Below are 26562 nucleotides of genomic sequence, written 5' to 3'. Positions count from 1 at the left end.
AGGAGAAGGTACGCGCGCCACATGACAAGGTCACCCTACGTGGTGGGACGGGCGGTGGGAAGGCCCGTCCGGACTATGGGATCAGAGTCACCGAGTCGGCGGACCTGGACACGCCCGGTAGCCGAGGCGTCCGCTCCGCCCGGGCCACCGCCGGCACGATCGCCAGCCCGACCAGGACGAACAGCGCCGCGGCCGGGTACCAGCCCCAGCCGCCGGTGCTCACGCCGAGCGCGGTCAGCCCGGCCGGAGCGATCAGGAACTGCACCTGGGAGCCGAGCCCGAACGCGCCGACGTACGCGCCGCGCTGGGCGGCGGGCGGCAGCGTGGCGGTCAGTCCCCAGGCGCCCGCCGACTCGATCAGCTCGGCCAGGATGAGCAGCGTCGCGGCGCCGACCAGCACCGCCACGGTGAGCGGTCCCCGGGTCGCGCCGGAGATCGGCAGGACCAGGCAGAACCCGGCGATCAGCACCGCGCCCCGGCGGGACGCCCGGGCCGCGCCCGGCGCGTCGTCCGCGCCCCGGCTGGCCCGCACCTGGAACAGCACGATCAGCACGGTGTTGAGCAGCACCAGCGCGGCGATGATCGTCTTCGGTGCGTCGGTACGGGTGAGGATCCACAGCGGCATCACCGTCAGGTAGAGCGTCTGGTGCGCGGTGAGCAGCCCGGACAGCAGCGCGACTGTCATGAACGGCCGGTCCCGCAGCACCGCCAGCCGGCTCATCGGTTCGGCCGTGCGGGTCACCTCCGGCAGCCGGGGCAGCCGGTGCACGAAGGCGGCGGTCACCAGGAAGACCACGGCGATGAACCAGACCACCCGCGGTACGCCCAGATCGTGTCGACGGCCAGCACCAGGCCGCTGATCAGCGCGCCGAGCCCGAAGCCGACGTTCAGCGAGGAGCGCTGGTAGGCCATCGCGGTGACCCGTTCCTCCGGGCGCAGCACGTTTATCGAGTAGACCTGGCGGGCGACGCCGGTCGCCGCGCCCGTCACGGCCAGCGCGATCACCACCGCGAGGAACCCGGCGAATCCGCCGACGAACGGGTACGCGGCGAACAGCGCCGCGTCCAGCAGCAGGCAGACGATCCACACCCGCTGCGGCCCGTACCGGTCGGTGAGCCCGCCCAGCGGCACGGTGCCGAGCAGGGACGCCCCCGCGGCGAGGGAGAGGCCGAGACCGACCTGGGCCGGACTCAGTCCGAGCGCCCGGGTGAAGAAGACGGCGCTGCCCGCCTGGAACAGGCCGGTGCCGACGGCGTAGACCATCGCCTGCACGGCCAGGGCGCGGGTCAGCCCGGCCGGTGGTACGACGTCACGGACGGCGGTGCGGATGCTCTCTCTGGCCCCCATGACCGGTGAGCAGATCGTGCCCCCCACGCGAGGGGCGAGCCTTTTAGGCTGAGCCGAATCGGGGGGTGCGCATGTCCGAGTTGCGGTTCACGCTGGCCGACGTCGCGGGCGTGCGGTTCGGTGTGTCGCCGGCCAACGAGACGGTCATGAGCATGTGGGCGCTTGCCGCTCCGGCCCGCTATCCGGTGCACCTGCCGTGGATCGACCGGGCCCGGGCGACGCTGCGCCGCCCGGAGGTGGCCGAGCGCGTCGCTCCGCTGGTGCATCTCACCCTGCCGCGCCGCTGGCTGCCCGACTTCCTCACCCCGGCGGCCCGCCCGGGGGTGGAGATGAACGGCCAGCTCGACCAGATCGCCGCGACGCCGCCCGACGTGGTGGTCCGGGACCTGCTGGCGACCACGCCGAGCGGGCCGCTGCGCCCGTTCGGGCGGGCGTTGCTCGCCGACCCGACCGAGCTGTTGCCGCGGCTCGTCGAGGCGATGCGCGTCTGGTACGACGAGGCGATCGCCCCGGACTGGCCGCGGATGCGGGCGGTGCTCGATGCCGACGTCGCGTATCGGGCGGCCCAGCTCGCCGAGGGCGGGACGGGGAAGCTGTTCGAGCGGCTCCATCCCGACCTGCGGTGGCTCGGCGACCGGGTGGTCAGCGACGACCCGTTCGAGCGGGACTTCGACCTGCGGGGGCGAGGGCTGGCGTTGAACCCGAGCGTGTTCAGCCGCCAGCGGGTGCTGTGGAACCTGCTGGAGGACTCGTTGCCCGCCGCGGCGTACCCGGTGCGGGCGGTCGGGACGCTGTGGGAACGCGGAACCGAACCGGTCGGCGACGCGCTCGCCCGGGTGGTGGGTGCCGGCCGGGCCGCGTTGCTGCACCTGCTCGACGCGGCGACGACCACCACGGACCTCGCCCGGCTCACCGGGCTGTCCGCCGGGAACGTGTCCCAGCACCTCTCCGCGCTGCACGCCGCCGGTCTGGTCACCCGGTCCCGGGCCGGGCGGCACGTGCTCTACCGCAACACCGAGGTCGGTGCCGCGTTGCTGCGCGCGGCGCGGGGCGGCTGAGCGGGACGCGTCAGGGCGTGCCGGGGCTCGGGGCGTCCCGGCTGACCGGCTCGCCGTCGGTCACCGCGCCGGCCAGCTCGACGGTGCCCGGCGCGGCGCCGGGCTCGCCGGTCAGCGTCAGCGTGCCGAACCCGGCCCGTACCGCCGCCGGTGTGCCGTCCTCCCGGAAGCAGTAGATGCCCACGTCGAGCGGCGCGTTCAGCGACGCCGAGGTGCTGTCGACCGTGTAGCAGGGGCCGTCGGCTCCCGGCAGCGGATCGGCCGGGGAGACGGCGAGCGGCGCACGCCTGTCGGTCAGCACCTCCAGCCAGTCGGTGAACGGGTGCTGCACGCGGGGGTCGAGCCGGCGCGGCACCGCGTCGTCGGCGTCGCCGAGGCGGACGCAGGTCGCCGCCTGCGGCCAGCCGGCCGAGGGGAGCGCGCACTGGAACAGCCCGTCGGAGGTGCCGGCGAGCGAGACGTCGACCGTGCCGGCGTGCCCCCAGCCGGGCACGTCGACCCGCCAGCTGCCGTCGTTGGCGCTGGTGAAGGCCACCGTGCGGGGCGTGCCCTCGGCGGGCGCGAACGCGTACGTGGCGGTGAGGTGGCGGTCCTGCGCCGCGGCGGCCAGCCCGGCCAGTTCCTCGCGGGCGGCGTCGACCTGCACCGGGACCGGGTCGGCGGTGCCGGTGGGCGCCGCCTCGGGGTTGCCGCCGTCGCAGGCGGCCAGCAGTACCGGCAGGGTGAGCGCGAGCACGCCGGTCAGGCGGGCCGCACGTCGATGAGCGTGCACCGGCTCATTCTGCGTCGTGGGGAGGGTCCAGGTCAGCCCACCGTACGGCTGTACCGCTTGGCGTGTCGCGTCCTTCGGGGCTGGTGAGCCGCCCCACGCCGGGGCCGGATGGTGGGATCACCCGACCCGGCGTCACGGGCCGCCCGATAGGCTGAGGCGGTCTGACACGCGCCGCCGGACCGAGAGCACCGGCGGCGTCGGCACGCTCAGGGTCGTCGCTGGGAGGGAGTGCACCGTCGTGGCACTCGTGGTGCAGAAGTACGGCGGGTCCTCCGTCGCCAACGCCGAGCGGATCAAGCGGGTGGCCGAGCGCATCGTGGCCGCCCGCAAGGCCGGCGACGACGTGGTAGTCGTGGTGTCCGCCATGGGCGACACCACCGACGAGCTGCTCGACCTGGCCAACCAGGTCAGCCCGCTGCCGCCGGGCCGCGAGCTGGACATGCTGCTCACCGCCGGGGAGCGGATCTCCATGGCGCTGCTCGCCATGGCCATCCACAACCTGGGGTACGAAGCCCGCTCGTTCACCGGTTCCCAGGCCGGCGTGATCACCACCTCGGTGCACGGCCGGGCCCGGATCATCGACGTCACCCCGGGGCGGCTCAAGGGCGCGCTGGACGAGGGCGCGGTGGTCATCGTCGCCGGTTTCCAGGGTGTCTCGCAGGACACCAAGGACGTGACCACGCTCGGGCGGGGCGGCTCGGACACCACCGCCGTGGCGCTCGCCGCCGCACTGGAGGCGGACGTCTGCGAGATCTACACCGACGTGGACGGCATCTTCAGCGCCGACCCGCGCATCGTGCCGAACGCCCGGCACATCAAGCAGATCACCTACGAGGAGATGCTGGAGCTGGCCGCCTGCGGCGCGAAGGTGCTGCACCTGCGCAGCGTCGAGTACGCGCGGCGCGCGGGCTTGCCGATCCACGTCCGTTCGTCATACTCGACCAACACCGGCACGATGGTCACCGGATCGATGGAGGACCTTCCTGTGGAACAGGCACTGATCACCGGGGTCGCCCACGACCGCAGCGAAGCGAAGATCACGATCGTCGGCGTGCCCGACGAGCCGGGCGCCGCCGCGTCGATCTTCGACACCGTGGCCGGCGCGGAGATCAACATCGACATGATCGTGCAGAACGTGTCCACCGAGGGCACCGGCCGCACGGACATCTCGTTCACGCTGCCCAAGGCCGACGGCCCGACCGCGATGACCGCGCTCAGCAAGATCCAGGAGTCGGTCAAGTTCAAGGGCCTGCTGTACGACGACCACGTCGGCAAGGTGTCCCTGATCGGTGCCGGCATGCGCTCGCACCCGGGCGTGGCCGCCGGCTTCTTCGCCGCCCTCGGCGCGGCCGGCGTCAACATCGAGATGATCTCCACCTCGGAGATCCGGGTCTCCGTGGTCTGCCGCGACACCGACCTGGACAAGGCGGTCCGCGCCATCCACGACGCCTTCGAGCTGGGTGGTGACACCGAAGCCGTCGTCTACGCCGGCACCGGGCGGTAACGCGCCGTGGCGTCGCTGCCCACCCTCGCCGTGGTCGGGGCGACAGGTGCCGTCGGTACGGTGATGTGCCAGATCCTCTCGTCCCGGCGCAACGTGTGGGGCGAGATCCGGTTGCTCGCCTCCGAGCGGTCGGCCGGTCGGCGCATGCAGTGCCGGGGCGAGGAACTGACCGTCCAGGCGCTCACCGCCGACGCGCTCGACGGCGTCGACGTGGCGATGTTCGACGTGCCGGACGACGTCTCCGCGCAGTGGGCCCCGGTCGCCGTCGCACGCGGCGCGGTGGTGGTGGACAACTCCGGCGCGTTCCGGATGGACCGCGACGTCCCGCTCGTGGTCACCGAGATCAACCCCGAGCAGGTACGCAACCGGCCCAAGGGGATCATCGCCAACGCCAACTGCACCACGATGGCGATGATCGTGGCGGTCGCGCCGCTGCACCGCGAGTACGGCCTGCGCGAGCTGGTGCTCGCGTCGTACCAGGCGGTCTCCGGGGCGGGGCAGGCCGGCGTGGACGCGCTGCACCTCCAGCTCGGCAAGATCGCCGGCGATGGGGTGCTCGGGTCCCGGGCCGGCGACGTGCGACAGGCGGTCGGCGACGAGTTGGGTCCGTTCCCGGCGCCGCTGGCGCTCAACGTCGTCCCGTGGGCGGGCTCGCTGGCAGACGGCGGCTGGTCCTCCGAGGAGATGAAGCTGCGCAACGAGTCGCGCAAGATCCTCGGGCTGCCCGACCTCAAGGTGTCCGCGACCTGCGTACGGGTGCCGGTGGTGACCGGTCATTCGGTCGCCGTGCACGCGGTCTTCGCCACCGAGGTGGACGCCGAGGGCGCCCGCGAGGTGCTGCGCAACGCGCCGGGCGTGATCCTGGTCGACGACCCGGCGGCCGGGGAGTTCCCGATGCCGATCGACGCGGTCGGCACCGACCCCTCGTGGGTGGGCCGCATCCGCCGAGCGGTCGACGACCCCCGCGCCCTGGACCTCTTCGTGACCGGCGACAACCTCCGCAAGGGCGCCGCCCTCAACACCGCCCAGATCGCCGAACTCCTGGCCAAGGAACTGACCCGCAGCTGAGCGGTGTCCGCTCGCGGCGACCGGGGCGGTGCGTCAGCACGAACCGTTCACCGGGTTGGCCGATCCGGTGTACAGGTACGAGTCCGGGATCCAGGTGCCGTCGGTGAGCTTGTTCCACAGCGTGCTGGTGCCCCAGCGGCCGGTCACTGAGGTGCCGCTCGACGAGCAGGCGACGGCCGCCGTGGCGCCGTCCGCGATCGAGCCGACGACCCCGTACCCGGTGCCCGGCCCGGACCGCCGGCTGACCGACGTGCCGCCGTAGCTGTCGACGATGCCCTCGGTGAAGCCGAGCGCCCCGTAGTTGTACAGCGATCCGCCGACGTTGACGCGCTTCGAGCCGTGCAGCGCGTAGCCCTCGTAGGCCGTGCTGCCCTCTCTCGGCACCCACTTGCCCAGGTTGTGGGTGGCGATCGCCACGTACGCGCCGTTCTGCCGGAATCCCAGGTGCACGTGCCGGCTGCTGGCGGAGCCGCCGCAGGTGATGTCGGTGCCGGTGTCGCCGAGGTAGGTGCCCGCGCTGACCGACGCCCCGTCGACGTCGATGTTGTTCCAGAGGTGGTAGTAGTCGGTGGTGTAGCCCCGGTCGTGGACCACCCGGACCCAGCCCTTGCACATCGTGTACGCGGTGCCGGCCCGCACGGCCAGCACCCGCTGGTCACCGCCGAACAGGTCGATCGAGCTGAACGGTCGCGGGGAGCCGGACCAGCCGTGCGGGCCACCCCTGAGGGTCCACGACTGGCCGAGGGCGAACGGCAGGCGCATACCGGTGCGGTAGTCCCCGTTGGCGGACAACGTGCCGAGGGTGGTGAAGGCGTCCCGCTCGCCGCGGGCGAGGACGGACGCGGGCGCCGCAGCGGCCAGTTCGGCGAAGGTGGCCTCGCCCTCCAGGGCGACCTGCCAGTCGCCGCGCTGCTGCCGGGCGATGAAGATCCAGCCGGACGGGTACAGCCCTTCCTCCCGCGGGGCGACGAGCACGGCGGTGCCGAAGGCCCAGGCCCGGCCGTCGCGGCGGGTGACAGTCACCCGGGTGTCCTCCACGCCGGCGGCGCGGATCTCCTGGTCGGCCGCGACCGCGGCTTCTTCGAGAAGTTTGTGCCGTACGGCGGTGGTGACGTCGTCGGCCGGTGCGGCCTGGGCGCTGTTCGGCACGGTGCCGATCACTGCGGCGACGAGCAGGATCGCGGTGGCGGTGCCGAGCCGGCGTCGCGTTTTGATCATGTCCTCTCCCAGGGGGGTCGAGAGGCTGACGCGTGTCCGACGGACGATATCTGAACAATTTACATGTGTCTATGTTTTGTCAGGCGGCGGAGAGGTGTACGCCGTCCCGGCCGTGGCGCTTCACCGCGTAGAGGGCCTGGTCGGCGCGGTGCAGGGTGCGCTCGGGGGACTCACCGGGCCTCGGCAGGGCGACGCCGACGCTGATCGTCCGGCCGGTACGGCGGGCCGCCTCGGTGAGCCGTTCGGCGATCCGGACCGCCTCCTCCGGGCGGCTCACCTCGATCACCGCCACGAACTCGTCGCCGCCGGTCCGGTACAGCTCGTCGCCCTGGCGCAACGCGCCTTCGAGGGCCCGTGCCAGACCCACCAGCAGCCGGTCGCCGGCCTGGTGGCCGTACGTGTCGTTGACGTCCTTGAACCCGTCCACGTCGATCGCCAGCAGCGCGGTACGACCCGGCGTGGCGGTGGCGATCCGCTGCCCGAACGGCCCGGTGTGCCGCAGGCCGGTGAGCGGGTCCGAGCTGGCCTGCTCGCGCAGCCGGGCGAGCGTACGCAGCCGGTCCAGGCAGGTCCACGCCTGCCCGGCGAGCAGCTCGATCAGGTTGACGGTGGTCGGGTCGGGGCGCAGGCGCTGCTCGTCGGCCACGAGCAGCACGCCACCGGAGGCGGGTGTGCCGACCGGCACCGCCACCAGCGTGCGCGCGCCGGCCCGGGTCAGCGGCAGGTACTCCTCGGTGGGCGGGTGGCCCGCCTCGCCCAGCGTGTACGCCGAGCCGTACCGGTGGGCCCGGTCGATCATGCGGTCCAGCGCTACCGGTCCGGCCTCGTCCAGCTCGGCTCGGATGCGCGCCTCCAGCGCCCCCGGGGTGCCGGTGGGCGCGCCGAGGCGCGGGCCACGTCGGCCGGTGAGCACCAGTACGGCGGCGGAGAGAGCTGACACGTCCCGGGCCGCGGCGAGCGCGGCGGTCATCAGGTCCCAGTCCGTCGGCGCGGCGGTGAACGCGGCGGCGTGCCGCAACAGCTTCTCGCTGCGGCTCTCGGCCGGCGGCCCGCCGAGCGCGGCGATCCGCCCGCCGAGGCGGTCGGCCACCAGCTCTGCTGTCTCCCGCCACGCGGCGAGCACGACCGGCTCGCTCCACTGGAGGTCGAGCACGCCGATCGGGCGGCCGTCCGGGTCGCGTACCGGCACGCAGAGTTCGGCGGTGACGTCCGGGCGGACCTCGAGGTAGTCGGGGTCGGCGCCGACGTCGGGCACGGCGGCGGTGATCCCGGAGGCGTAGACCCGCCGTACCACCGAGGGTTCGGGCCGGTGGCGGCCCGGCGGGGTGCCGTCGGCGGTGGCCGGCACGTGCGAGAAGACCTGCCAGGCGCCGGTCGCGGCGACGCAGCGCAGACGGTCGTGGACGCGCAGCAGGACGGTGGCGGTCGCCGGGGTGTGCCGGGCGAGCGCGGCGACGGTCCACTGGCACGCCTCCGGGACGGTCGACGCCGTGGGGAGGCGCACCGTGACGTCGCGGAGGACTCGCTCGTGGTCCACGTCGTTCCTGCTCGGAGGGGGTCGGGTCGCGATCAAGGGTACTCAGCGCAACCGCCGCCGACCTTCGTACACATGTGCTATCCACAGGCTGTGGACGCAGCCTGTGGGCAGAAGCGGGCCTGCGCGGGGAGGGTGTGCGGCGATAGCGTGAGGGCCCGGGCACCCGAGGAGGCGGCCGATGCTCATCGCCCAGCTCAGCGACCCGCACGTGACCACCGGCCCGCTCGCGGCCGACCCGGCGTCCGGGCTGCACCGGGCGCTCGGCACGGTGCTCGCGCTGCGGCCCCGGCCCGACTGCGTGGTGATCACCGGTGACCTCACCGCCAACGGCCGGCCGGACGAATACCTCGCCCTGCGCGAGATCGTCGGCGCGTTCCCGCTGCCTGTTCACCTGGTGACCGGCAACCACGACGACCGCGAGTCGCTGCTCGACACGTTCGGCGGCACCCCCTACCTGGCCGGTGGCTTCTCGGCGCACTACCACGTCGACCTGCCGGACGCGACGCTCGTCGTGCTCGACTCGCTCACCCCGGGCAGCCCCGGCGGGCGGCTCGGGGACGAGCAGCTCGCCTGGCTGGACGGGGTGCTCGCCGGGCGTGCCGACGCGCCCGCCGTCGTGTGCCTGCACCATCCGCCGGTCACCGTGGGCGTGCCGGGCATGGACGCGATGGGCCTCGCCGACGCCGACGCGCTCGCCGCCGTGGTCGGCCGTCACCCCCATGTCGTACGCGTCGCGGCGGGTCACCTGCACCGCCAGGTGACCAGCGCGTTCGCCGGTACGGTGCTGACCACCGCGCCGAGCACCTGGATCCAGGTGAGCCTGAGCATGACCGAGGAGGAGGAGCCGGGGTTCGTCGCCGAGCCGACCGCCTTCCTGCTGCACCTGATCGCCGACGGCGGCTGCGTGACGCACACCGTCCAGGTCAGCCACGCCGCCGGGCGCACCTGCTGGTTCTGAGCCGCGCCGCCGATGCTCTGGTACGTCGCGTACGGCTCGAACCTGCACGCCGCGCGGCTCGACTGGTACCTGCGTGGCGGGTGCCCACCGGGCGGGCTGCGCACGTACCCCGGCTGCCGGGACCGCCGGCCACCGCGCCGGACGGTTCCGGTGCTGATCCCCGGCGGCGTCTATTTCGCCGGTGAGTCGAGGGCCTGGACCGGCGGCATGGCGTTCTACGATCCGCTGCTGCCCGGCCGGGCGGCGGCGCGCGGCTACCTGGTGACAGTCGAGCAGTTCGCGGACGTCGCCGCGCAGGAGATGTACCGGCCGCCCGGCGCCGACCTGGCCGGGATCCTCGCGGCGGTCGAGACCGGGCGGGCGACGCTCGGGCCGGGCCGGTACGAAACGCTGCTGCGCGTCGGCGTCCACGAGGGCCTGCCGATGCTCACGTTCACCGCGCCGCACCGGGCGGTGGAGGTGCGGTGGACCCGGCCCGCCCCGGTCTACCTCGGGATGCTGGCGCGCGGGCTGCGCGAGGCGCACGGCTGGGACGCCGCGCAGACCGTCGGCTACCTGGCGGGCCGGCCGGGGGTCGCCGGGCGGTGGACCCGGCCGGCGTTGCGCAGGCTGGTCGCCGCCGACTGAAGGCCGTGGCGATTTGTCCTGATGCAACCGCCCTCGGCGTCCCTCGCGTCCATCAGCCGTAGGGTCCCGGGAAGGAGCGGCATGCGGGCCGAGGACGAGACCGAGTACGTGGCGTACGTGCGGGCACGGCTTCCCGCGCTGCACCGCACCGCGTACCTGATCTGCGGTGACGCGCACCTGGCGGACGACATCGTGCAGACGACGCTGACCAAGCTCTACCGGTACTGGCGGCGGGCGGCCGCGGCGGACGACACCGACGCGTACGTCAGGCGGATCCTCATCCACACCTATCTGGACGAACGCCGGCGCGGGTGGTTCCGGATCCGGCTGCTGCCGCAGGCGCCGGAACGACCGGCCGCCGCGCCGCCGGACGTCGAGGAACGCGACGGCGTCCAGGATCTGCTGGCCGGCCTGCCACCGGCCCAGCGGGCCGTGCTGACCCTCCGTTTTCTCTGCGACCTTCCCGTCGCGGAGGTGGCGAGCCTGCTCAACTGCTCGACCGGCAACGTCAAGAGCCACACCTCTCGCGGCCTCGCGAAGCTGCGCCGCCGGCTCGACCTGGAGACCTGCACCGACAACCGAGCGGGAGGATGACATGACCTGGGACGAGGACCGGGCGGGTGCGATCGTCCGCCGGGAGTTGACCCGGGTCGAGGTTCCGCCGAGCCGGATCGACCCGGGTGCGGTGCTGATCGCCGTACGCCGGGCCGAGCGGCGGCGTCGCCGGCTCACCGTCGGCCTCGCGGCGGCCACGGTGCTCGCGATCGGGCTCGGGTCCGCCGTGGCGCTGGGCGGCGACGGCCGCGACCGGGGCATGGACGACATCGTCGGCCGGCCGTCCCCGGGCCCGACCGAGACCCGCGCCGTGCCCACCGTGGACCAGGTGCGGGTACGGGTGAGCACGAGTCCGGCCGAGTGCACCTCCGAGCAGTACGACACGCCGGACGAAGCGTACTTCCCGAGCCTGGGCGCGGTGGACCCGAGCGGCCGGTTCCTCGCGGGGACCTCTTCGGCGGAGGACTGGCGGAAGACGGGTTTCCGCACCTACCTGGTGATCTGGGACCGGGGGAAGGCGAGTCTCGTGGAGCTGTCACGTGCGTTCCAGGCCACCGTGACCGCGATCAACTCCGCGGGTGTGGCAGTCGGCAACCGGTGGGACGGCGTGAGCCGGCCCGACGTGCCCTGGGTCTATCGGGACGGGCAGGTGCGCAACCTTCCCCTGCCCGAGGGCTACCGGGACGTCCGTCCGGTCTCGGTCGACGCCGCCGGGGAGATCCTGGGAGTCGCCGGCGGCAACGGCGAGAAGGCGGTACTGGTCCGGTGGGACGCCGCGGCGCAGACTCCTCCCCGGGTCGTCACGGACCCCTTCGGTGCCTTCCTCGGCTGGGCGCCCGACGGCACGGTCACCGAGAGCGTGACTCCCGCCGGGGAGACGGCGGCCGTCCGGATCTCCCGGCCGGACGGCGGCACTCTGGTGCAGCCCGCCGCGCCCGGCTGGCATCTCCGCCGGGACGCTGCGTTGCAGGGCGACTGGCTGGCCGGAACCGTCAGGGGCGTCGGTACCGAGAAGTCGTCACCGGCGCAGTGGAACGTCCGGACGGGCCGGCTCACGGTGTTCGCCGGTCTGGACACCCACCGGCTCGACAACGTCTCCACCGACCGGAACGGGCGCCTGCTCGTCTGGATGCCGCGGCAGGACTGGTTCCTGGTCGAACCGGACGGGACGGCGCGGCGGATACCGAGGAGCCTGACGGGCGAGGGCCTGACGAGGGGAATCCTCTTCGACGACGCGGGACGCATCTACGGCGGGGCGGTCGACGAGAACGGGCGGCAGTGGCCGGTCGTCTGGCAGTGCCGGTGACCGGCACGCCCGGCAGTGAGTCGAGTTCGGACAGTTCGCTCGATATGCCGAGCCGTCGTACATGAACGACCGTTCGGTCCGCGATGGGTGACCGGCAGGAGGTGATTCCGGCAAGGACGGTTGCCAGCGCAACGAATTCCGCGTGACATGAGCGTCGGCGCCGGCTCCCTGTCCCTGGGAGCCGGCGCCTTCGACGGCGGCGGGCATCGACACGTGCGCCGCGCGGAATTTCACCTGACCGTCATGTCCGACTCGTCCGGCAGACCGGTACGGGCCGCCCGAGACAGCGACGATTCCTGATGCCACCCCGTTCGACCTGGCGGCCGGTGGATGAGAAGCTACCCCGGCGGGGCGGCGTTCCCCCGAGTACCGCCCTCCGCGATCGACACCTGTCACGGCACGGACCAGGGTCGCCGGGCGCACCATCGCCCGGACGCCACATACCGGCATCTCACGAGGAGTTCCATGTCCGTCACCGGGATGCGACGCCGGGCCGCCGTCGGCCTGGCCGCACTCGCCGCGACCGCGTTCACCGCTGTCGCCGTCACCCCCGACCAGGCCGAGGCCCGCCCGAAGCCGGTCGACGTCCAGTTGCTCGCGATCAACGACTTCCACGGCAACCTGGAGCCGCCGACCGGTTCCAGCGGCAGCATCGACGGCCAGCCGGCCGGTGGCGCGGAATACCTGGCCAGCCACCTGAAGTCGATGCGCGCCGAGGCCAAGGCGCAGGGCAAGGGCACCGTCACCGTCGCCGCCGGTGACCTGATCGGCGCCTCGCCGCTGCTGTCCGCCGCGTTCCACGACGAGCCCACCATCGAGGAGATGAACCTCGCCGGGCTGGAGTTCGCGAGCGTCGGCAACCACGAGTTCGACGAGGGCGCGGCCGAGCTGCTGCGCATGCAGCGCGGCGGCTGCCACCCGGTGGACGGCTGCGCCGACGGCACCCCGTTCGGTGGCGCCAAGTTCTCGTACCTCTCGGCGAACGCCTTCAAGACCTCCACCGGCCTGCCGCTGATGCAGCCGTTCGGCATCAAGATCGTCAAGGGTGTCCCGATCGGTTTCATCGGGATGACCCTGGAGGGCACCCCGAACATCGTCAGCCAGCAGGGCGTCGCCGGCCTGCGGTTCACCGACGAGGCCGACACCGCCAACAAGTACGCCAAGATCCTGCGCCTGCTCGGGGTCAAGAGCATCGTCGTGCTGCTGCACGAGGGCGGCGTGCAGAACGGCGGCGGCATCAACGACTGCACCGGCTTCAGCGGCCCGATCGTCGACATCGCCAACCGGATGGACCCGTCCATCGACGTGATCGTCAGCGGGCACACCCACGCCGCGTACAACTGCAACATCAACGGCAAGCTGGTCACCAGCGCCAGCTCGTTCGGCCGCCTGGTCACCCAGATCGACCTGAAGATCGACCCGCGTACCCGCGACGTGGTCACCGCGTCCGCGAACAACGTGGTGGTCACCCGGGACGTCGAGAAGGACCCGGCCTCGACCGAGCTGATCAACCGGTACAAGACCGCGCTCGGCCCGGTGGCCGACCGGGTGGTCGGCGAGACCACCGCCGCGATCACCAAGACCCAGGAGAACCTGTACCAGACCGGGGTCGACGTCAACGGCAAGCCGACGTACCAGACCGGTGAGTCGCCGCTCGGCAACGTGATCGCCGACGCGCAGCTCGCCGCCACCGACACCGAGCAGAACGCGGTCGCCGCGTTCATGAACCCCGGTGGCGTCCGCGCCGACCTCGACGCCGGCCCGGTCACCTACGCCGAGGCGTTCACCGTGCAGCCGTTCGCCAACAACCTGGTGACGCTGGACCTGACCGGCGCGCAGCTCTACTGCATGCTGGAGCAGCAGTTCACAGTCGCGCGTGTGCTCTACGCGTCCTCGACCGTCAACTACGTCGTGGACGTCAACGGCACCACCGCGCCGGCCGGCACGCCGTGCGCCGGCACCCGCGTGGTCCGGGGCAGCCTCACCATCAACGGCACCCCGGTGACCGACACCGCCACCTACCGGGTCACCGTGAACAACTTCCTCGCCGGTGGCGGCGACGGCTTCAGCGTCCTGACCGGCGGCACCAACGCGGTGACCGGCCAGATCGACCTGGACGCCTTCACCGCGTACCTGACCGAGAAGTCGCCGGTCTCCCCGCCGGCGCTGGACCGGATCCGCACGACCACCGAGGTCGCGGCCGGCTGACGGCCGACCGCACCGCCGACGGGCCCCGAAGCGTTCGCTTCGGGGCCCGTTCGTGTCGGGCTGCCCGCCTCGTCCCAGGCCGCCGGCTTCGATGTCAGGCCGTCGCCCGCGCGGGCTCCGGCGTCGCGGCGGCCGTCACGCGGCCGTCCTGTGCGGCGGTGAGCAGCGGACGCAGCGACAGCGCGAGCACCGAGGCGGCCAGGCAGCCGCCCACCACCACCGCCACCCAGACCCGGCCGTTCGCCGCGCCGATCAGCGGGCCGGCGGTGACCGGGCCGACCACGCCGCTGATCCCGAAGATCATCGAGCTCATCGCGTTGTACCGGCCGCGCAGCTCGTCGGTGGCGAGCGCGTTGGTGATCGCGGGCATGACCGGCGACAGCATCGTCTCGCCGAACCCGAAGATGGCCGAGCAGGCCACCACGCCGAGCGCCGCGAGCACCGCGTTGCCGCTGCCCACCACGCCCGCCGCGCCGAGCACCAGCCACGCGCCGGCGAAGACCGCACCGACGGTGGCGAGTGCACGGGTACGGCTGCGCCCCTCCAGCCGCCGGATCACCAGCAACTGCGAGAGCACGATCATCACGGTGTTCGCGGCCAGCGCCCACGCCACCACCCGGGGCGTCACCTCGACCACCCGGACCGAGTACGCCGCGAAACCCACCTCGATCTGCGCGTACCCGCAGGTGGTGAGCACCAGGCCGAAGACGACCAGGCGGCGGAACGGCCGGTCCCGCAGCACCGTGAGGTAGCCGCCGGGCCTCCCGTCGGCGGACTTCGCGCCGGCGGCCACGGCCGGGCGGCGTCCGACGTGCGGCAGCGTGAGCAGGATCAGCGCGGGGGTCAGGTAGCTCACCGCGTCCAGCAGGTAGATCACCTCGAAGGTGATCGGACGGGCCACGTCGACCACCGCGCCGGAGATCAGGCCGCCGGTGCCGATACCCAGGTTGAGCAGCGCGAAGTTGAGCCCGAAGACGCGCTGCCGCTCGCCGTCGTCGGTCAGCGACGCGAGGATCGTGTTCTGCCCGGCCCAGATCGCCGAACTGCCGACGGCGATCAGCGTCATCACGCCGAACGCCGAGGCGGTCGAGTCGACGAGCGCCAGCGAGCCGGTGCCGATCGCCTCGATCACCAGGCAGGGCAGCACCACCCGGCGCGCGCCGAACCGGTCGATGAACGTGCCGGCCAGCGGCGAGAGAGCCAGCGTGACAGCGCCGAACCAGCCGATCACCAGCCCGGCCCGGGTGTCGGTCAGGCCGCGTACGTCGGTGAGGTAGATGAACAGGAACGGCAGGGTGAGGCCGCGCCCGACAGCGGAGAACAACGTGCCGAGCAGGATCCGGCGGGCTTCGGGACGGGCGGGCAGGGCGCGGCGCAGCATGGCAGGGATTCTGTTCGGCGGGTACGACGACCGCGACCCGTTTACCCCTTACACACGCGGTCGCCGGGCCGGAAGGTGAGCGAGCACACGTGCTCTGCCATGCTGACCCGGTGACGACGACCTGGCGGCACCTGCCCGCACCGGCCCGCGAGATCGCCGAGACGGCCACCGACGCGGTGGCCGCCGCGCAGGCCCGCGACGCCGAGGCGTACGCCCCGGCCGTCGAGCGGCTGGCCGCCGCCGACCGGTCCGGGCTGGTGCTCGGCGGCGTGGTCCGGCTGCTGCTGGAGGAGGGGCACCCGGACGGGCTGGACGGCGACGACGTACGCCAGGTGCTGGAACAGTGCGTCCGGTCGGCGGCGACCTGGTGGCCCGACGTCGACCCGCACGTGCTGCTGGTGCTGCTGGCCGGCGCGCTCGGCGTCTACGACCCGGGTGACGACGAGAACCCGCCCGACCCGGCGGCGATCGCCCGGCACGCGCCGCTGCTGGTGGCCGACCTGCTGGCGGTCACCGGGCGGCCGTTCGCCGAGTACCTGACCGCCGCGTTCGCCGAGGTGGCGCGGACGGAGATGCACGACTGACGGTTCTTGCCGGCGCGCGGCTCGGCAGTGGGCCCGCTTACGGGCTGGCGGCCAGGAAGACGAACGCGGCGAGCAGCACCAGGTGCACGCCGCCCTGGAGCACAGTCGCCCGGCCCGGCACGACGGTGAGCACCGCCGTCACCGCGGTCAGCGCCAGCAACGTCATCTGGGTGCCGCCCAGGCCCAGCATCAGCGGCCCGTCCAGCCAGATCGAGGCGATCGCGATGGCCGGAATGGTCAGGCCGATGCTGGCCATTGCCGAGCCGAGCGCGAGGTTGAGGCTGATCTGCACCCGGTCCCGCCGGGCCGCCCGGGCCGCGGCGAGCGTCTCCGGCAGCAGCACCAGCAGCGCGATGACCACGCCGACGAACGCCTGCGGCAGGTTCGCCGCGCTGACCGCCGTCTCGATCGCCGGGGAGATCGTCTTCGCGTCGCCGACCACCGCGACGAGCGCCACCACCAGCAGCGCCAGGCTGGCCAGCGCGGTACGGGTGGACGGCGGCTCGGCGTGCCCGTCGCCGGTCTTGTCCTCGGCGAGGATGCTGCCCTCCTGCGTGACCGGGAGGAAGTAGTCGCGGTGCCGGCCGGTCTGCACCATGACGAACAGCAGGTAGAGCGCGAGCGAGGCGACCGCCGCGAAGGCGAGCTGCGCGGGGGAGAACTCCGGGCCCGGCCGGCTCGTGGTGAACGTCGGCACCACCATGCTGAGCGTGGCGAGCGTGGCCACCGTGGCGAGCGCCCCGCCGGTGCCCTCCGGATTGAACACCGCCACCTTTCGCCGCAGCGCGCCGAGCAGCAGCGACAGGCCGAGGATGCCGTTGCAGGTGATCATGACGGCGGCGAAGACGGTGTCCCGGGCCAGCGCCTGTGTCTTGTCGCCGCCGCTGATCATCAGCGTGACGATCAGACCGACTTCGATCACGGTGACCGCCACCGCGAGCACGAGTGACCCGTACGGCTCACCGACCTTGTGCGCGACCACCTCGGCGTGGTGGACAGCCGCCAGTACGGCCGCCGCGAGCAGGCCCGCCACCACGAAGATGAGCGGGCCGGGCAGCTCCCGTCCCCAGGTCATCACGAGCACGAGCACCGCGACCAGGGGCGCGACGGTGGTCCAATCGGTCAGGCGGGATCGGATCATCGGCGGCATGCGCATACTTTGCCAGGCAGCGGGGTCAACCGCGCGTGGCGGGGTGGCTTCGGGCAGTCCTGTCGATCTATCCGGTGGAGGCCGGCTGCTCCAGATGGGCGGACAGGTCACGGAGGTTCGCGATCACCGGTCCGATCCAGCCGGGATCGGTGTCCTGGTGTTCGGTGGTCCGGAGCACCGTCATGCCGACCGCCGCCGCACCGGCCAGTTCGCCGTCAGCGCCGTCTCCCACGTACACGCAGTCGGCCGGCGCGACGCCCAGCCGCTGCGCGGCGGCGCGGTAGATCGCCGGATCCGGCTTGGCCAGCCCGGCCTCGCAGGAGAACACCGTGACGTCGAAACGCCGGGCGAGCGGTCCGCCCGGCCACGCCTCGGCCGTCTCCGACGTGGCGTTGCTGATCAGGGCCAGCCGGTGCCCGCGCTCGCGCAGCGCGTCGAGCACGTCCAGCGTGGCAGGCGAGACGCGGCCCAGCACCCGGTGGGCGAGGGCCAGCCGGCGCGCGGCGGCGCGGGCCACCTGCTCATCCGTAGGCGAACCACCGAGGCGCTCGGCGAGGATGCGGACGGTCTCCGCCGCGTTCCAGCGGACGAGGCGGTCCCGCCAGGTCGCGTGGTACGCGGCGACGAGCGCCGCCGGATCCACCCCGACGACGAGCGCCATCTCGCCGACCACGCGGTCCCGCTCGTCGTCGGCGCCGTGGACCAGGGTGTGGAAGAGGTCGAAGACGACCGGCCGTGGCATGGCGGGATCCTACTGCGACGGTGACCGGTGCCGGGGAAACGCAGAGGGCACATCCGACGGATCGGATGTGCCCTCTTACCTCTGGTCGGGGTGGCCGGATTCGAACCGACGACCTCTTCGTCCCGAACGAAGCGCGCTACCAAGCTGCGCCACACCCCGAGGCGTGCCGACAAATAGTAGCCCACCCGCCCGCACGGTCAAACTCGGTACCCCCCGCCCCGCGTACCCGGCAGATCTTGGTACGGATCGGCCCCGGGAAGGGCGGGCGCGTACCAAGATCTGCCGGGGGTCAGCGGGGGATCAAGGTGAGGATGCTGGCCTCCGGAGGGCAGGCGAAGCGGATCGGGGCGGTGGGGTGGGTGCCGAGGCCGGCGGAGACGTGCAGCCAGGAGTCCGAGCCGGGCCAGCGGTGCAGCCCGCGCGCCATCGAGCGGGGCAGTCCGCAGTTGGTCACCAGCGCGCCGTACCCGGGCACGCAGACCTGGCCGCCGTGGGTGTGCCCGGCCAGCAGCAGGCCGAAGCCGTCGGCGGCCATCCGGTCCAGCACGACCGGCTCGGGGGAGTGCGACAGCGCGATGGACAGCGCCGCGTCGCGGCTGACCGGGCCGGCCACGGCGTCGTAGTCGTCCCGTTCGATGTGGGGGTCGTCGACGCCTGCCAGCTCGATCTCCCGCCCGCCGGCCTTGAGCGTGGTGCGGGCGTTGTTCAGGTCGGCCCAGCCGGCGCCGGTGAGGATGTCGCGCAGCTCCTCGTACGGCAGCGGCACACCCTCGGTGTACTCCCGGTCGGGCAGGAAGTAGGTGAAGGGGTTCTTCAGGACCGGCCCGGTGTAGTCGTTGGAGCCGAAGACGAACGCGCCGGGCAGGTCGAGCAGCGGTTGCAGGGCGCGCAGCACGCCCGGCACCGACTCGGGGTGCGCCATGTTGTCGCCGGTGACCACGACCAGGTCCGGGTCGAGTGCGGCCAGGGAGGCCACCCAGTCCTGCTTGCGTCGCTGGCCGGGCATCATGTGCAGGTCGGAGAGGTGCAGCACCCGCAGCGGTTCGGCGTCGGTCGGGAGCACCGGCACGTCGTACCGGCGGAGGGTGAACATGTTGCGCTCGACGAGCGACGCGTACGCCAGGGTGGCCGCGCCGGCGGCGACGGTTCCGGCCGCGAGCCGGAATAGTGTGCGCTTTCGCATGGCGTTCAGGGTAGTTTCACCGTCCATGAGCACGCTGAAGGACCGTCTCACCGCCGACATGCGCGCCGCTCTCAAGGCGCGCGACGAGCTGACCACCTCCACGCTGCGGATGGCCCTGGCCGCCGTGGGCAACGCCGAGGTCGCCGGCCGGGAAAAGCGCGAGCTCAGCGACGACGAGGTGCTCGCCGTGCTGACCAAGGAGGCGAAGAAGCGCCGCGAGGCGGCGGTGGCGTTCGCCGACGCGGGGCGCGCCGAGCAGGCCGGCAAGGAGACCGCCGAGGGCGAGGTGCTGGAGCGCTACCTGCCCAAGCAGCTCTCCGACGAGGAGCTGGCCGAGCTGGTCTCGGGGGCGCTCGCCGCGGGCGGCTTCACCGGTAAGGCGCAGATGGGCCCGGCCATGAAGGCGGCCCAGGCCGCGGTGGCCGGCCGGGCCGAGGGTGGTCGGGTGGCCGCCGAGGTACGCCGCCAGCTCGGTCTCTGACCCGGCGCTCCCGTAGCGCGGAAACGACGACGGCCACCTCCCGGAGGAGGCGGCCGTCGCTGTCTGCTGTCCGGGATCAGTTCCCGGGTCGTCCCGGTCTGCCGTTACCCGGTCCGCCGGGGCCACCTGGCCGGTCCGGTGTCGCGGTGCCGCCCTGCTCCGGGGTGCCGCCCTGGCCGGAGCTGACCTCGATCATCACCACGCCGCCCTTGATGGTGCGCCCGTCGGGGCTGGTGCCGGCCGCGGTGCCGGCCGGGCACTCCGACGGCACCTTGTTGCTGGAGACCACCGGCTCGAAGCCGGCACCCTTCAGCCGGGACTTCGCGGTCTCGATCGACTCGCACTTCACGCCCGGGATGGAGCGCTGGTCGCCCAGGACGATCTTGCCGCTGGGCGGGGTGAAGTTCTTCCGCTCCTTGCCCTTCATGGCGTCACGCAGCGTCTGGTAGACCGCCGGGTTGATGCCCTGTGGCGTCTCGTCGTGGCCCATCTTCTGGTTGGTCTGCGGCCAGTCCGGGTCGGCCATGATGCCGGCCACCGCGTACTGCTTGGTCATCGCGACCAGGGCCGAGGTGCGGTCGGAGTCGGTGGTGCCGGACTTGCCGGCCACCGGCGCGTCGACGATGTTGCGGACGTTGCCGGCGGTGGCGGGGCCGCACTTGGTGGTGGCGGAGCGGTCACCGACCGGGCAGCGCGCGGCGTCGACGGCGGCGCGGGCCACCTCGGTGCTGACCCGCTGCTCGCAGCGGGGGTTGGCGACGTCCAGCTTCTCGCCGTCCGGACCGCGGATCTCCTGCACCGGGATCGGCTCGCAGTACTTGCCGTCGGCGGCGAGCGTGGCGTACGCGTTCGCCAGCTCCAGCGGCGTGGTCTGGGAGACGCCGAGGCTGAACGCGCCCCACTGGTGCGGGTTGGCGGCGAGCTGCGCGTCGCTCGACGAGCGGAACGTGATGCCGAGCTTCTGCGCGGCCTTCACCACGTTCTCCGCGCCGACCCGCTGCTGCAGGTCGATGAAGAACGTGTTCACCGAGAAGCCGAAGCCGCTCCACATGTTGTGCATGCCGGCCATCGCGGGGTTGGCGTTCTTCGGGCAGTACTTGCTGGTGCCCGGGCAGGCGGCGGGGGAGTTGAACTCGACCGGGTAGTCCGACTTGAACACCGGCTGCGCGTTGATGGGGTAGCTGAGCGGGTAGCCCTTCTCCAGCGCGGCCACCAGCGTGAAGATCTTGAAGGTCGAGCCGGCCTGGTAGCCGGCGATGCCGGGACCACCGGTGACCAGCGGGTTCACCGTGTTGGGGTAGTTGCCCCGGATCTTCTTCTTGGCCTTCTTCGGGTCGCTGGAAATCTTGTTCTGCGGGTCGGCCGGGTCGTCGAGCTTGAAGTTCCGGTTCACCGCCACGGCACGGACCCGGCCGGTGCCCGGTTCGACGGCGGCCACCATCCGGGCCGCCTTGCTGCTCTCGCCGAGCTTGTTGCGGACGGCCTTGTCGGCGCCCTTCTGCGCCTGGACGTCCAGCGTGGAGATGATCGTGTAGCCGCCGCTCTTGAGCCGCCGCTCACGGTCGTACGAGGTGGCGCCGAACGTCTCCTGCTGGAGCCACCAGCGGTAGAGGTAGTCGCAGAAGAAGCCCCAGGAGCGGGTGGTGGTCTGGGTGCAGCCGTTCGGGGTGCGCTTGCCCCTGACCTCGAGCTTGATCTTCCTGGCGGCGTCCGCCTCCTGCTGGGTGATCGCGCCGATCTGCACCATGTTCTGGATGACGTAGTCGCGCCGGCCGACCGCCTCCGGGTAACCCGCCTTGGTGGTCGGGTCGAACGCGGTGGGGGCCTTCACCATGCCGGCGAGCATCGCCGACTCCTGGATGTCGAGCTTGCTCGGCGGCTTGTTGAAGTAGACCTGGCTGGCCGCCCAGATGCCGTACGCACTGTTGCCGAACGCGGCGATGTTCAGGTAGCGCTCCAGGATCTCGTCCTTGGAGAGCTCCTTGTCGACCTGGAGCGCCAGGCTCATCTCGCGCAGCTTGCGACCGCTGGTGTCCTCGGTCGCGGCGACGACGTCGGCCGGGTGCGTGGCCGAGTAGGAGATGGCCAGCCGGACGTACTGCATGGTGAGCGTCGACGCGCCCTGCCGGGAGGCGCCGGAGGCCTGGTTGTTGACGAAGGCCCGCGCCACACCGTTGATGTCCACGCCGTTGTGCTTGTAGAAGTCGTGGTCCTCGGCCGCGATGATGGCCTTCTGCATGTACGGCGAGATGTCCTTGAGCTTGACGTCCTTGCGGTTCTCGTCGTACATCGTGGCCAGCACGGTCTTGCCGTCGGCCGCGAGCAGCTTGGTGATCTGGGGTGCCCGGGCGACTGTCAGCTCCTTGGGCAACGCCTCGAACGTCTCCGCCCCGGCCTTGGCGGCCAGTCCGGACATCGCTGCCACGGGGAAGGCCGCCGCAGCGACCACCACTCCGGCCAACAGGCCGCAGATCAGCAGCGATGCGGCGTTGGTCAGCACGTTGTGGTCACGTTTCCGCATCCAGGTCACCTCGACAGGGTACGCGAGTAGGAATCGGCGGGCGCGCGGGGAACTTTCCCCATTTCCTGCACGCGCCGGCCTCGTTGTGCTAAACGCACGAGCCCTGGTCCGAGGTTGCGTGGGATCCGGCGGAAGTCTCGCCGAACTCCGGGAGCGGCGCAGCGTTTTCACGTAGTCGGGCGGGGTAGTCGCGGGGCGAAAGCCCGGGAAGCCGGGAGTGTCCGGAATGATGGATTTCGCCGACAACGTTGCGTAATCGGGCGACTACACAGCATGATGGTGGCGGCGACCGCAGCCAGTGTCGTTCGTGCCGCCCTGGGGAGGCCGGGGCGAACGACCGGGGGGAAGTACGAGGGCTGCTCGCGCGAAGTCGGTAGGTACTGCAAGGGGGGACGTGTACAGATGGGCATGATCACTGACTGGCCGTCACTGGCGGCGTGTCAGAACGGAGACCCGGACGCGTTGTTCGTACAGGGCGCCGAACAGAACGTGGCGAAGAGGATCTGCCGGAGCTGCCCAGTTCGGTACGAGTGCCTGGCCGACGCGCTCGACAACCGGATCGAGTTCGGCGTGTGGGGTGGCATGACCGAGCGCGAGCGCCGGGCGTTGCTGCGCCGTCACCCGCAGGTCACCAGCTGGCGCAAGATGTTCGAGGCGGCCATGAAGAAGAACGCCAAGGAGAAGGCCGGCAAGGACAAGGTCCTGGTCACCACGGCCACCTGACCGCACCGGTCAGCTCCGGCTGATCGCCTCGCCGATCGTCCGCAGCCCGTCGACGTCGTGCACGTCGGCGGGTTGCGCCGTCACCGACACCGCCGGCACCGCCGGGAACGCCTCGGTGAACCGGGCCGCCACCTGCTCCTCGCGCACCGCCTGCTGGGCCAGCGCGGCGTGCGCGCGCAACACCTCGACGGTGCCCTCGTGCCCACCCAGGCCGGCCAGCCGCTCCGCGGCGGCCAGGCTCTCCGCCGCGGACAGGTCCGCGGCCGGCCGGTGCACCCGGTTGAGTACCAGCCCGGCCAGCGGCATCCGCTCCTCACGCAGGCGGCCGGCGAAGTAGGCGGCCTCCCGGACCGCGTCCGGCTCCGGCGCCGCGACCAGCAGGAACGCCGTCTCCCGGGCCTGGAGGATCCGGTACGTCTGCTCGGCGCGCTGCCGGAACCCGCCGAACATCGAGTCGAGGGCGGCCACGAAGCCGGACAGGTCGGTGAGCAACTGGGCGCCGATCACCTTCTGCACCACCTTGGAGAACATCCCGAAGCTGGCGGTGACCAGGCTGAACATGCTCCGCCCGCCGCTGCGTGCCGGAGCCAGCAGCAGCCGCAGCATCCGGCCGTCGAGGAACCGGGACAGCCGGGCCGGTGCGTCCAGGAAGTCGAGCGCGGACCGCGACGGCGGCGTGTCCACCACGATCAGGTCCCACTCGCCCCGGGCGTGCAACTGGCCCAGCTTCTCCATCGCCATGTACTCCTGTGTGCCGGCGAAGGTGGAACTCATGGCCTGGTAGAAGGGGTTCGCGAAGATCTCCGCGGCCTTCGCCGGGTCGGTGTGCTGGAGCACCACGTCGTCGAACGTGCGCTTCATGTCGAGCATCATGGCGTGCAGTTCGCCGCCGCTGGCCTCGACGTCGATGCCCTTGACCTGCCGGGGTGTGTTGTCCAGCTCGGTCAGGCCGAGCGACTGGGCCAGCCGGCGGGCCGGGTCGATGGTGAGCACCACCGTCCGCCGGCCGTGCCGTTCGGCCGCCCGCAGCGCCAGCGCCGCGGCGGTGGTCGTCTTGCCCACGCCGCCCGCCCCGCAGCAGACCACGATCCGTACGCCGTCGTCGGCGAGGATCTGGTCGACGTCAAGCGGAGGCGCCGCGTCTTCGGAAGGCACCAATCGAGCGTATCGGTCCCGAGGGCCTCTCTGCTCCGTGCCGGCCGCAGGTGTGAGTCAATCCGCCCGGACGAGGGCCTCGGCGAGCGTCTCCAGCCCGGCCCGGTCGACCCCCTCGGGCAGCAGCGGCAACTCGACCAGGGGCAGGCCCAGATCCACCAGGTCACCCCGCAGGGAGTCCTCCAGCTCACGGCGTACCTGCTGGTCACGAGCCTCCTCGACGAGCCCGGCCACGGTCGGGCCGTCGGTCGGCAGGCCGGCGGCGGCCAGCCCGCGCTTCAGCTCGGCCGCTGTCACCGCGCGCCCGGCCGGCACCGGCGGACGGACGCCGTTGACGATCACCCGGCCGACCGGGAAACCGAGCTGGGTCAGCTCCGCGACCGCGTCGAGCGTCTCCTGGACCGGCATCTCCTCCAGCAGCGTGACCACGTGCACAGCGGTCATCGGGGACCGGAGCAGCGCGGAGACGCCCTCGCTCTGGGTCTTGATCGGGCCGACCTTCGCCAGCCGGGCGGTCTCCGCCGTCACGTTCAGGAAGCGGCCGATCCGCCCGGTCGGCGGCGCGTCCAGCACCACCGCGTCGTACGTCCGGCGCGACCCGCTGGTGCGGGTGGTCGCCTCCTTGACCTTGCCGGTGAGCAGCACGTCGCGCAGGCCCGGCGCGATCGTGGTGGCGAAGTCGATCGCGCCGAGCTTGCGCAGCGCCCGGCCGGCCGCGCCGAGCTTGTAGAACATGTCCAGGTATTCGAGGAGCGCCTCCTCGGCGTCGACCGCCAGCGCCCGCACCTCACCGCCGCCGGGCGCGTCGGCGAGGTGCCGTTCCTCGTACGGCAGCGGGTCGGTGCCGAAGAGCTGGGCGATGCCCTGCCGGCCCTCCACCTCGACCAGCAGGGTGCGCCGGCCCCCGGCGGCCAGGCCGAGGGCCAGCGCGGCGGCCACGCTGGTCTTTCCGGTGCCGCCCTTGCCGGTCACCACGTGCAGGCGGGCCGGCCATCTGCCGGCGGACTCGGCCGGCTGCTCACTAGCTGCCACCCGTCGAGCCTAACCAGCCGTTGGGACCAGCCCTGTCCGGCCGGCGGGATCAGCCGACCTCGCAGACCCACCAACCCGTCTTCCGCACCACTGTGAAACGCAGCGCCTGCTCGGCGACCTTCTCGTCGGCGGTGGTCATGGTCACCCGCGCGGAGACGGTGGCCCGGTCCCCGGTCTGGTTGTCGACGGTCGGGGTGGGCCAGCGGAAACGGGGGTTCTGGTACTGCGCGACGTACTCCCGCACCTCGGTGACCTTGGCGGCGATCTTCTCGTCGTCACGGGCCGCCGAGCAGACGAACGCGGCCGCCTTCTCGGCGTCGCGCTCCTGGTAGACGGCCTTGAGGAAGCCGTCCACGGCTACCTGCGGTTCTTTCGCGCCCTGGCCGTCCTCGCTGTTGCGTAACGCGAGGAACGCGGCAGTGCCCCCTCCGCCGCAGAGCAGGACCGCGGCGGCCAGCACCAGCGAGACGATCAGCACCGCCGGTCGCTTTCGCGGCGGGGTGCCGGACGGATACGCCGGCGGACCGGCTGCGGGTGCGGATCCCGGCGGCGCGCCGCCGACGGGCGGCGGTTGCGGATTCGGGTCGCCGGGCGTGCCGGTGTCGCCACCGGCGGGCGGTTGGGTCATCTGTCTCCCCCGGGTTGCGGCTCCCGTCGCCGCCCCAGGCGACGGGCACGGGTCGAGGTGTGCGGGCGCGCGTCGGCGCGCGTCCAGTCCGGAAGGGTATCGGTCGGCGGTGCGCTTGCCAGCCCCGCGTACGCGCCCCGCCGGGCGGACACGGCTACCGCGTTCCCGACCAGCCTTGTGTCGCAAATGTGACTGGAGGTGACGAGGAGTGCGCGTCCCGTTGCCGGGACTTGTCGAAGGATCTACGTTCGTCCCCGACGCGGAGAGCCCGGGCCGGGGACGGCTCCGAGCCGGATGGCGGTGTTTGTTGAACAGGTACGACGCCCGGAGGCGACGGATGCGCGACGCGGAGAACAGTCCCCGAGGCCAGTTCCCCGGTGACCGGGCCGGACGGCCGGGTGAGGCCGAGGTGCCGGGCGCGCCGTTCAACGAGCGCTCCTACGGCCCGCCGGCCGAGGCGGTCCGGACGCTGCCCCGATCCGGCGGGAAGGGGCGGGACGAGGACGAGCCCGGCTACGTCATCCACCTCCAGGTCCGGGTGCCCGACCTGGACGCGGCCACCGCGCTCGCCGGCACCGTGGCCACCTCGCTGGGCTTCCTGATGGAGCTGGACGCGGGCGAGACCACCGTCTCCACCGCCGACGACCAGAACAACAGGCACCGGGTCTTCTGCGACCTGCTGCTGCCCGACCGCAGCCGGTGCCCGCAGCGCTTCGAGCACGAGGGCCCGTGCGGCGAGCCGCCGCCGGCACCGGAGCCGCGTCCCGCGTCCTGGTGACCGCGGCGGACCGTAGGCTGTGCCTGACCGAAGTCCAAGTCAGGCA

The 26562-nt window shown here is 72.5% G+C and carries 25 protein-coding genes and 1 tRNA gene; 12 read left to right on the top strand and 14 right to left on the bottom strand.

Translation table 11 applies throughout. The annotated features are described in order from the left end of the window. Positions 1-73: 73 nt before the first annotated feature. The gene (locus tag SM452_RS04795) at positions 74-814 is read right to left on the bottom strand and encodes an MFS transporter (RefSeq protein ID WP_463839348.1); all 741 of its coding nucleotides are present in this window, start codon (positions 812-814) and stop codon (positions 74-76) included. Next, positions 781-1347, bottom strand: coding sequence for an MFS transporter (locus SM452_RS04790; protein WP_463839347.1), 567 nt, complete (start codon positions 1345-1347; stop codon positions 781-783). Before SM452_RS04790 ends, SM452_RS04795 begins: the two co-directional genes overlap by 34 nt. A 71-nt stretch (positions 1348-1418) precedes the next feature. Between SM452_RS04790 and SM452_RS04785 the strand changes: the two genes are divergently transcribed. After that, positions 1419-2405 carry a helix-turn-helix domain-containing protein gene (locus tag SM452_RS04785; RefSeq protein ID WP_262013447.1) on the top strand — a complete coding sequence of 329 codons (987 nt, stop codon included), beginning with the start codon at positions 1419-1421 and terminating at the stop codon, positions 2403-2405. 10 nt (positions 2406-2415) lie between these two features. On the opposite strand, the gene SM452_RS04780 is transcribed toward SM452_RS04785, so the two are convergent. Then, on the bottom strand, positions 2416-3177 hold the full coding sequence (locus tag SM452_RS04780; RefSeq protein WP_262013446.1) for a hypothetical protein: 762 nt from the start codon (positions 3175-3177) through the stop codon (positions 2416-2418). A gap of 238 nt (positions 3178-3415) precedes the next feature. On the opposite strand from SM452_RS04780, the gene SM452_RS04775 reads away from it, so the two are divergent. After that, positions 3416-4681 (top strand): aspartate kinase, encoded by a 1266-nt coding sequence (locus SM452_RS04775; RefSeq protein ID WP_135242401.1) that lies wholly within the window; start codon positions 3416-3418, stop codon positions 4679-4681. 6 nt (positions 4682-4687) lie between these two features. Further along, complete coding sequence (locus SM452_RS04770) at positions 4688-5749, top strand: aspartate-semialdehyde dehydrogenase (protein WP_463839346.1); 1062 nt, start codon at positions 4688-4690, stop codon at positions 5747-5749. 33 nt (positions 5750-5782) lie between these two features. Here SM452_RS04770 and SM452_RS04765 read toward each other — a convergent pair whose 3' ends face one another. Then, a complete protein-coding gene (locus tag SM452_RS04765) occupies positions 5783-6967 on the bottom strand; it encodes a M23 family metallopeptidase (RefSeq protein WP_463839345.1) in 1185 nt (394 codons plus the stop codon). 79 nt (positions 6968-7046) lie between these two features. Beyond that, positions 7047-8504, bottom strand: coding sequence for a GGDEF domain-containing protein (locus SM452_RS04760; RefSeq protein WP_355510938.1), 1458 nt, complete (start codon positions 8502-8504; stop codon positions 7047-7049). A 178-nt stretch (positions 8505-8682) separates the two neighbouring features. Between SM452_RS04760 and SM452_RS04755 the strand changes: the two genes are divergently transcribed. The 5 genes from SM452_RS04755 to SM452_RS04735 all read left to right on the top strand — a co-directional run bounded on the left by SM452_RS04755 (position 8683) and on the right by SM452_RS04735 (position 14158). Beyond that, positions 8683-9462, top strand: coding sequence for a phosphodiesterase (locus SM452_RS04755; RefSeq protein ID WP_355510941.1), 780 nt, complete (start codon positions 8683-8685; stop codon positions 9460-9462). Positions 9463-9474: 12 nt separating this feature from the next. After that, a complete protein-coding gene (locus tag SM452_RS04750; protein WP_463839344.1) occupies positions 9475-10089 on the top strand; it encodes a histone deacetylase in 615 nt (204 codons plus the stop codon). Positions 10090-10170: 81 nt separating this feature from the next. Then, the gene (locus tag SM452_RS04745; RefSeq protein WP_262013440.1) at positions 10171-10683 is read left to right on the top strand and encodes a SigE family RNA polymerase sigma factor; all 513 of its coding nucleotides are present in this window, start codon (positions 10171-10173) and stop codon (positions 10681-10683) included. Position 10684: 1 nt separating this feature from the next. Further along, complete coding sequence (locus SM452_RS04740) at positions 10685-11950, top strand: hypothetical protein (protein WP_357209493.1); 1266 nt, start codon at positions 10685-10687, stop codon at positions 11948-11950. A gap of 465 nt (positions 11951-12415) precedes the next feature. Then, on the top strand, positions 12416-14158 hold the full coding sequence (locus SM452_RS04735; RefSeq protein WP_262013438.1) for a bifunctional metallophosphatase/5'-nucleotidase: 1743 nt from the start codon (positions 12416-12418) through the stop codon (positions 14156-14158). 94 nt (positions 14159-14252) lie between these two features. Here SM452_RS04735 and SM452_RS04730 read toward each other — a convergent pair whose 3' ends face one another. Further along, positions 14253-15539 carry an MFS transporter gene (locus tag SM452_RS04730; RefSeq protein WP_262013437.1) on the bottom strand — a complete coding sequence of 429 codons (1287 nt, stop codon included), beginning with the start codon at positions 15537-15539 and terminating at the stop codon, positions 14253-14255. A 110-nt stretch (positions 15540-15649) separates the two neighbouring features. On the opposite strand from SM452_RS04730, the gene SM452_RS04725 reads away from it, so the two are divergent. Beyond that, the gene (locus SM452_RS04725) at positions 15650-16123 is read left to right on the top strand and encodes a hypothetical protein (protein WP_463839343.1); all 474 of its coding nucleotides are present in this window, start codon (positions 15650-15652) and stop codon (positions 16121-16123) included. A 37-nt stretch (positions 16124-16160) separates the two neighbouring features. Here the strand turns inward: SM452_RS04725 and SM452_RS04720 are convergent, their stop codons facing one another. From SM452_RS04720 to SM452_RS04705, 4 genes are all read right to left on the bottom strand, one after another. Further along, a complete protein-coding gene (locus tag SM452_RS04720) occupies positions 16161-17264 on the bottom strand; it encodes a calcium:cation antiporter (RefSeq protein WP_262013435.1) in 1104 nt (367 codons plus the stop codon). A 76-nt stretch (positions 17265-17340) separates the two neighbouring features. Beyond that, positions 17341-18015 (bottom strand): HAD family hydrolase, encoded by a 675-nt coding sequence (locus tag SM452_RS04715; RefSeq protein WP_262013434.1) that lies wholly within the window; start codon positions 18013-18015, stop codon positions 17341-17343. A gap of 82 nt (positions 18016-18097) precedes the next feature. Continuing rightward, positions 18098-18174, bottom strand: a tRNA-Pro gene (locus SM452_RS04710). Positions 18175-18304: 130 nt separating this feature from the next. Beyond that, positions 18305-19198: a metallophosphoesterase gene (locus tag SM452_RS04705; RefSeq protein WP_350815437.1), complete on the bottom strand. Its 894-nt coding sequence runs from the start codon at positions 19196-19198 to the stop codon at positions 18305-18307. A 25-nt stretch (positions 19199-19223) separates the two neighbouring features. On the opposite strand from SM452_RS04705, the gene SM452_RS04700 reads away from it, so the two are divergent. Continuing rightward, on the top strand, positions 19224-19679 hold the full coding sequence (locus tag SM452_RS04700) for a GatB/YqeY domain-containing protein (RefSeq protein ID WP_091330623.1): 456 nt from the start codon (positions 19224-19226) through the stop codon (positions 19677-19679). A 76-nt stretch (positions 19680-19755) separates the two neighbouring features. On the opposite strand, the gene SM452_RS04695 is transcribed toward SM452_RS04700, so the two are convergent. Then, complete coding sequence (locus SM452_RS04695; protein ID WP_463839392.1) at positions 19756-22200, bottom strand: transglycosylase domain-containing protein; 2445 nt, start codon at positions 22198-22200, stop codon at positions 19756-19758. A 402-nt stretch (positions 22201-22602) separates the two neighbouring features. Between SM452_RS04695 and SM452_RS04690 the strand changes: the two genes are divergently transcribed. Then, positions 22603-22923, top strand: coding sequence for a WhiB family transcriptional regulator (locus SM452_RS04690; RefSeq protein ID WP_043327856.1), 321 nt, complete (start codon positions 22603-22605; stop codon positions 22921-22923). 9 nt (positions 22924-22932) lie between these two features. Here SM452_RS04690 and bagB read toward each other — a convergent pair whose 3' ends face one another. The 3 genes from bagB to SM452_RS04675 are packed head-to-tail and all read right to left on the bottom strand — an operon-like array spanning position 22933 to position 25738. Next, positions 22933-24081 carry an ArsA family ATPase gene (gene bagB, locus SM452_RS04685; RefSeq protein ID WP_355510960.1) on the bottom strand — a complete coding sequence of 383 codons (1149 nt, stop codon included), beginning with the start codon at positions 24079-24081 and terminating at the stop codon, positions 22933-22935. A gap of 54 nt (positions 24082-24135) precedes the next feature. Further along, positions 24136-25110, bottom strand: coding sequence for an ArsA-related P-loop ATPase (gene bagA, locus SM452_RS04680; RefSeq protein ID WP_030273789.1), 975 nt, complete (start codon positions 25108-25110; stop codon positions 24136-24138). A 49-nt stretch (positions 25111-25159) separates the two neighbouring features. Then, entirely contained in the window at positions 25160-25738 is a 579-nt protein-coding gene (locus SM452_RS04675; protein ID WP_262013429.1) for an Rv0361 family membrane protein, read from the bottom strand. Positions 25739-26075: 337 nt separating this feature from the next. On the opposite strand from SM452_RS04675, the gene SM452_RS04670 reads away from it, so the two are divergent. Continuing rightward, positions 26076-26516 carry a hypothetical protein gene (locus tag SM452_RS04670; protein WP_355510964.1) on the top strand — a complete coding sequence of 147 codons (441 nt, stop codon included), beginning with the start codon at positions 26076-26078 and terminating at the stop codon, positions 26514-26516. Positions 26517-26562: the final 46 nt, after the last annotated feature.

Source organism: Micromonospora sp. SYSU B005 (assembly GCF_055362685.1).
Note: the sequence above shows the minus strand (reverse complement) of the source record. Positions and strands in the feature narration are given on the sequence as shown.

Excerpts from the sequence above, each read along its gene's own strand:
- SM452_RS04730 (WP_262013437.1), bottom strand. The coding sequence starts at position 15,539 with ATGCTGCGCCGCGCCCTGCCCGCCCGTCCCGAAGCCCGCCGGATCCTG.
- SM452_RS04750 (WP_463839344.1), top strand. The coding sequence starts at position 9,475 with ATGCTCTGGTACGTCGCGTACGGCTCGAACCTGCACGCCGCGCGGCTC.
- SM452_RS04740 (WP_357209493.1), top strand. The coding sequence starts at position 10,685 with ATGACCTGGGACGAGGACCGGGCGGGTGCGATCGTCCGCCGGGAGTTG.
- SM452_RS04670 (WP_355510964.1), top strand. The coding sequence starts at position 26,076 with ATGCGCGACGCGGAGAACAGTCCCCGAGGCCAGTTCCCCGGTGACCGG.
- SM452_RS04755 (WP_355510941.1), top strand. The coding sequence starts at position 8,683 with ATGCTCATCGCCCAGCTCAGCGACCCGCACGTGACCACCGGCCCGCTC.
- SM452_RS04700 (WP_091330623.1), top strand. The coding sequence starts at position 19,224 with ATGAGCACGCTGAAGGACCGTCTCACCGCCGACATGCGCGCCGCTCTC.
- SM452_RS04675 (WP_262013429.1), bottom strand. The coding sequence starts at position 25,738 with ATGACCCAACCGCCCGCCGGTGGCGACACCGGCACGCCCGGCGACCCG.
- SM452_RS04720 (WP_262013435.1), bottom strand. The coding sequence starts at position 17,264 with ATGATCCGATCCCGCCTGACCGATTGGACCACCGTCGCGCCCCTGGTC.
- SM452_RS04790 (WP_463839347.1), bottom strand. The coding sequence starts at position 1,347 with ATGGGGGCCAGAGAGAGCATCCGCACCGCCGTCCGTGACGTCGTACCA.
- SM452_RS04785 (WP_262013447.1), top strand. The coding sequence starts at position 1,419 with ATGTCCGAGTTGCGGTTCACGCTGGCCGACGTCGCGGGCGTGCGGTTC.
- SM452_RS04735 (WP_262013438.1), top strand. The coding sequence starts at position 12,416 with ATGTCCGTCACCGGGATGCGACGCCGGGCCGCCGTCGGCCTGGCCGCA.
- SM452_RS04765 (WP_463839345.1), bottom strand. The coding sequence starts at position 6,967 with ATGATCAAAACGCGACGCCGGCTCGGCACCGCCACCGCGATCCTGCTC.
- SM452_RS04745 (WP_262013440.1), top strand. The coding sequence starts at position 10,171 with ATGCGGGCCGAGGACGAGACCGAGTACGTGGCGTACGTGCGGGCACGG.
- SM452_RS04690 (WP_043327856.1), top strand. The coding sequence starts at position 22,603 with ATGGGCATGATCACTGACTGGCCGTCACTGGCGGCGTGTCAGAACGGA.
- SM452_RS04715 (WP_262013434.1), bottom strand. The coding sequence starts at position 18,015 with ATGCCACGGCCGGTCGTCTTCGACCTCTTCCACACCCTGGTCCACGGC.
- SM452_RS04695 (WP_463839392.1), bottom strand. The coding sequence starts at position 22,200 with ATGCGGAAACGTGACCACAACGTGCTGACCAACGCCGCATCGCTGCTG.
- SM452_RS04705 (WP_350815437.1), bottom strand. The coding sequence starts at position 19,198 with ATGCGAAAGCGCACACTATTCCGGCTCGCGGCCGGAACCGTCGCCGCC.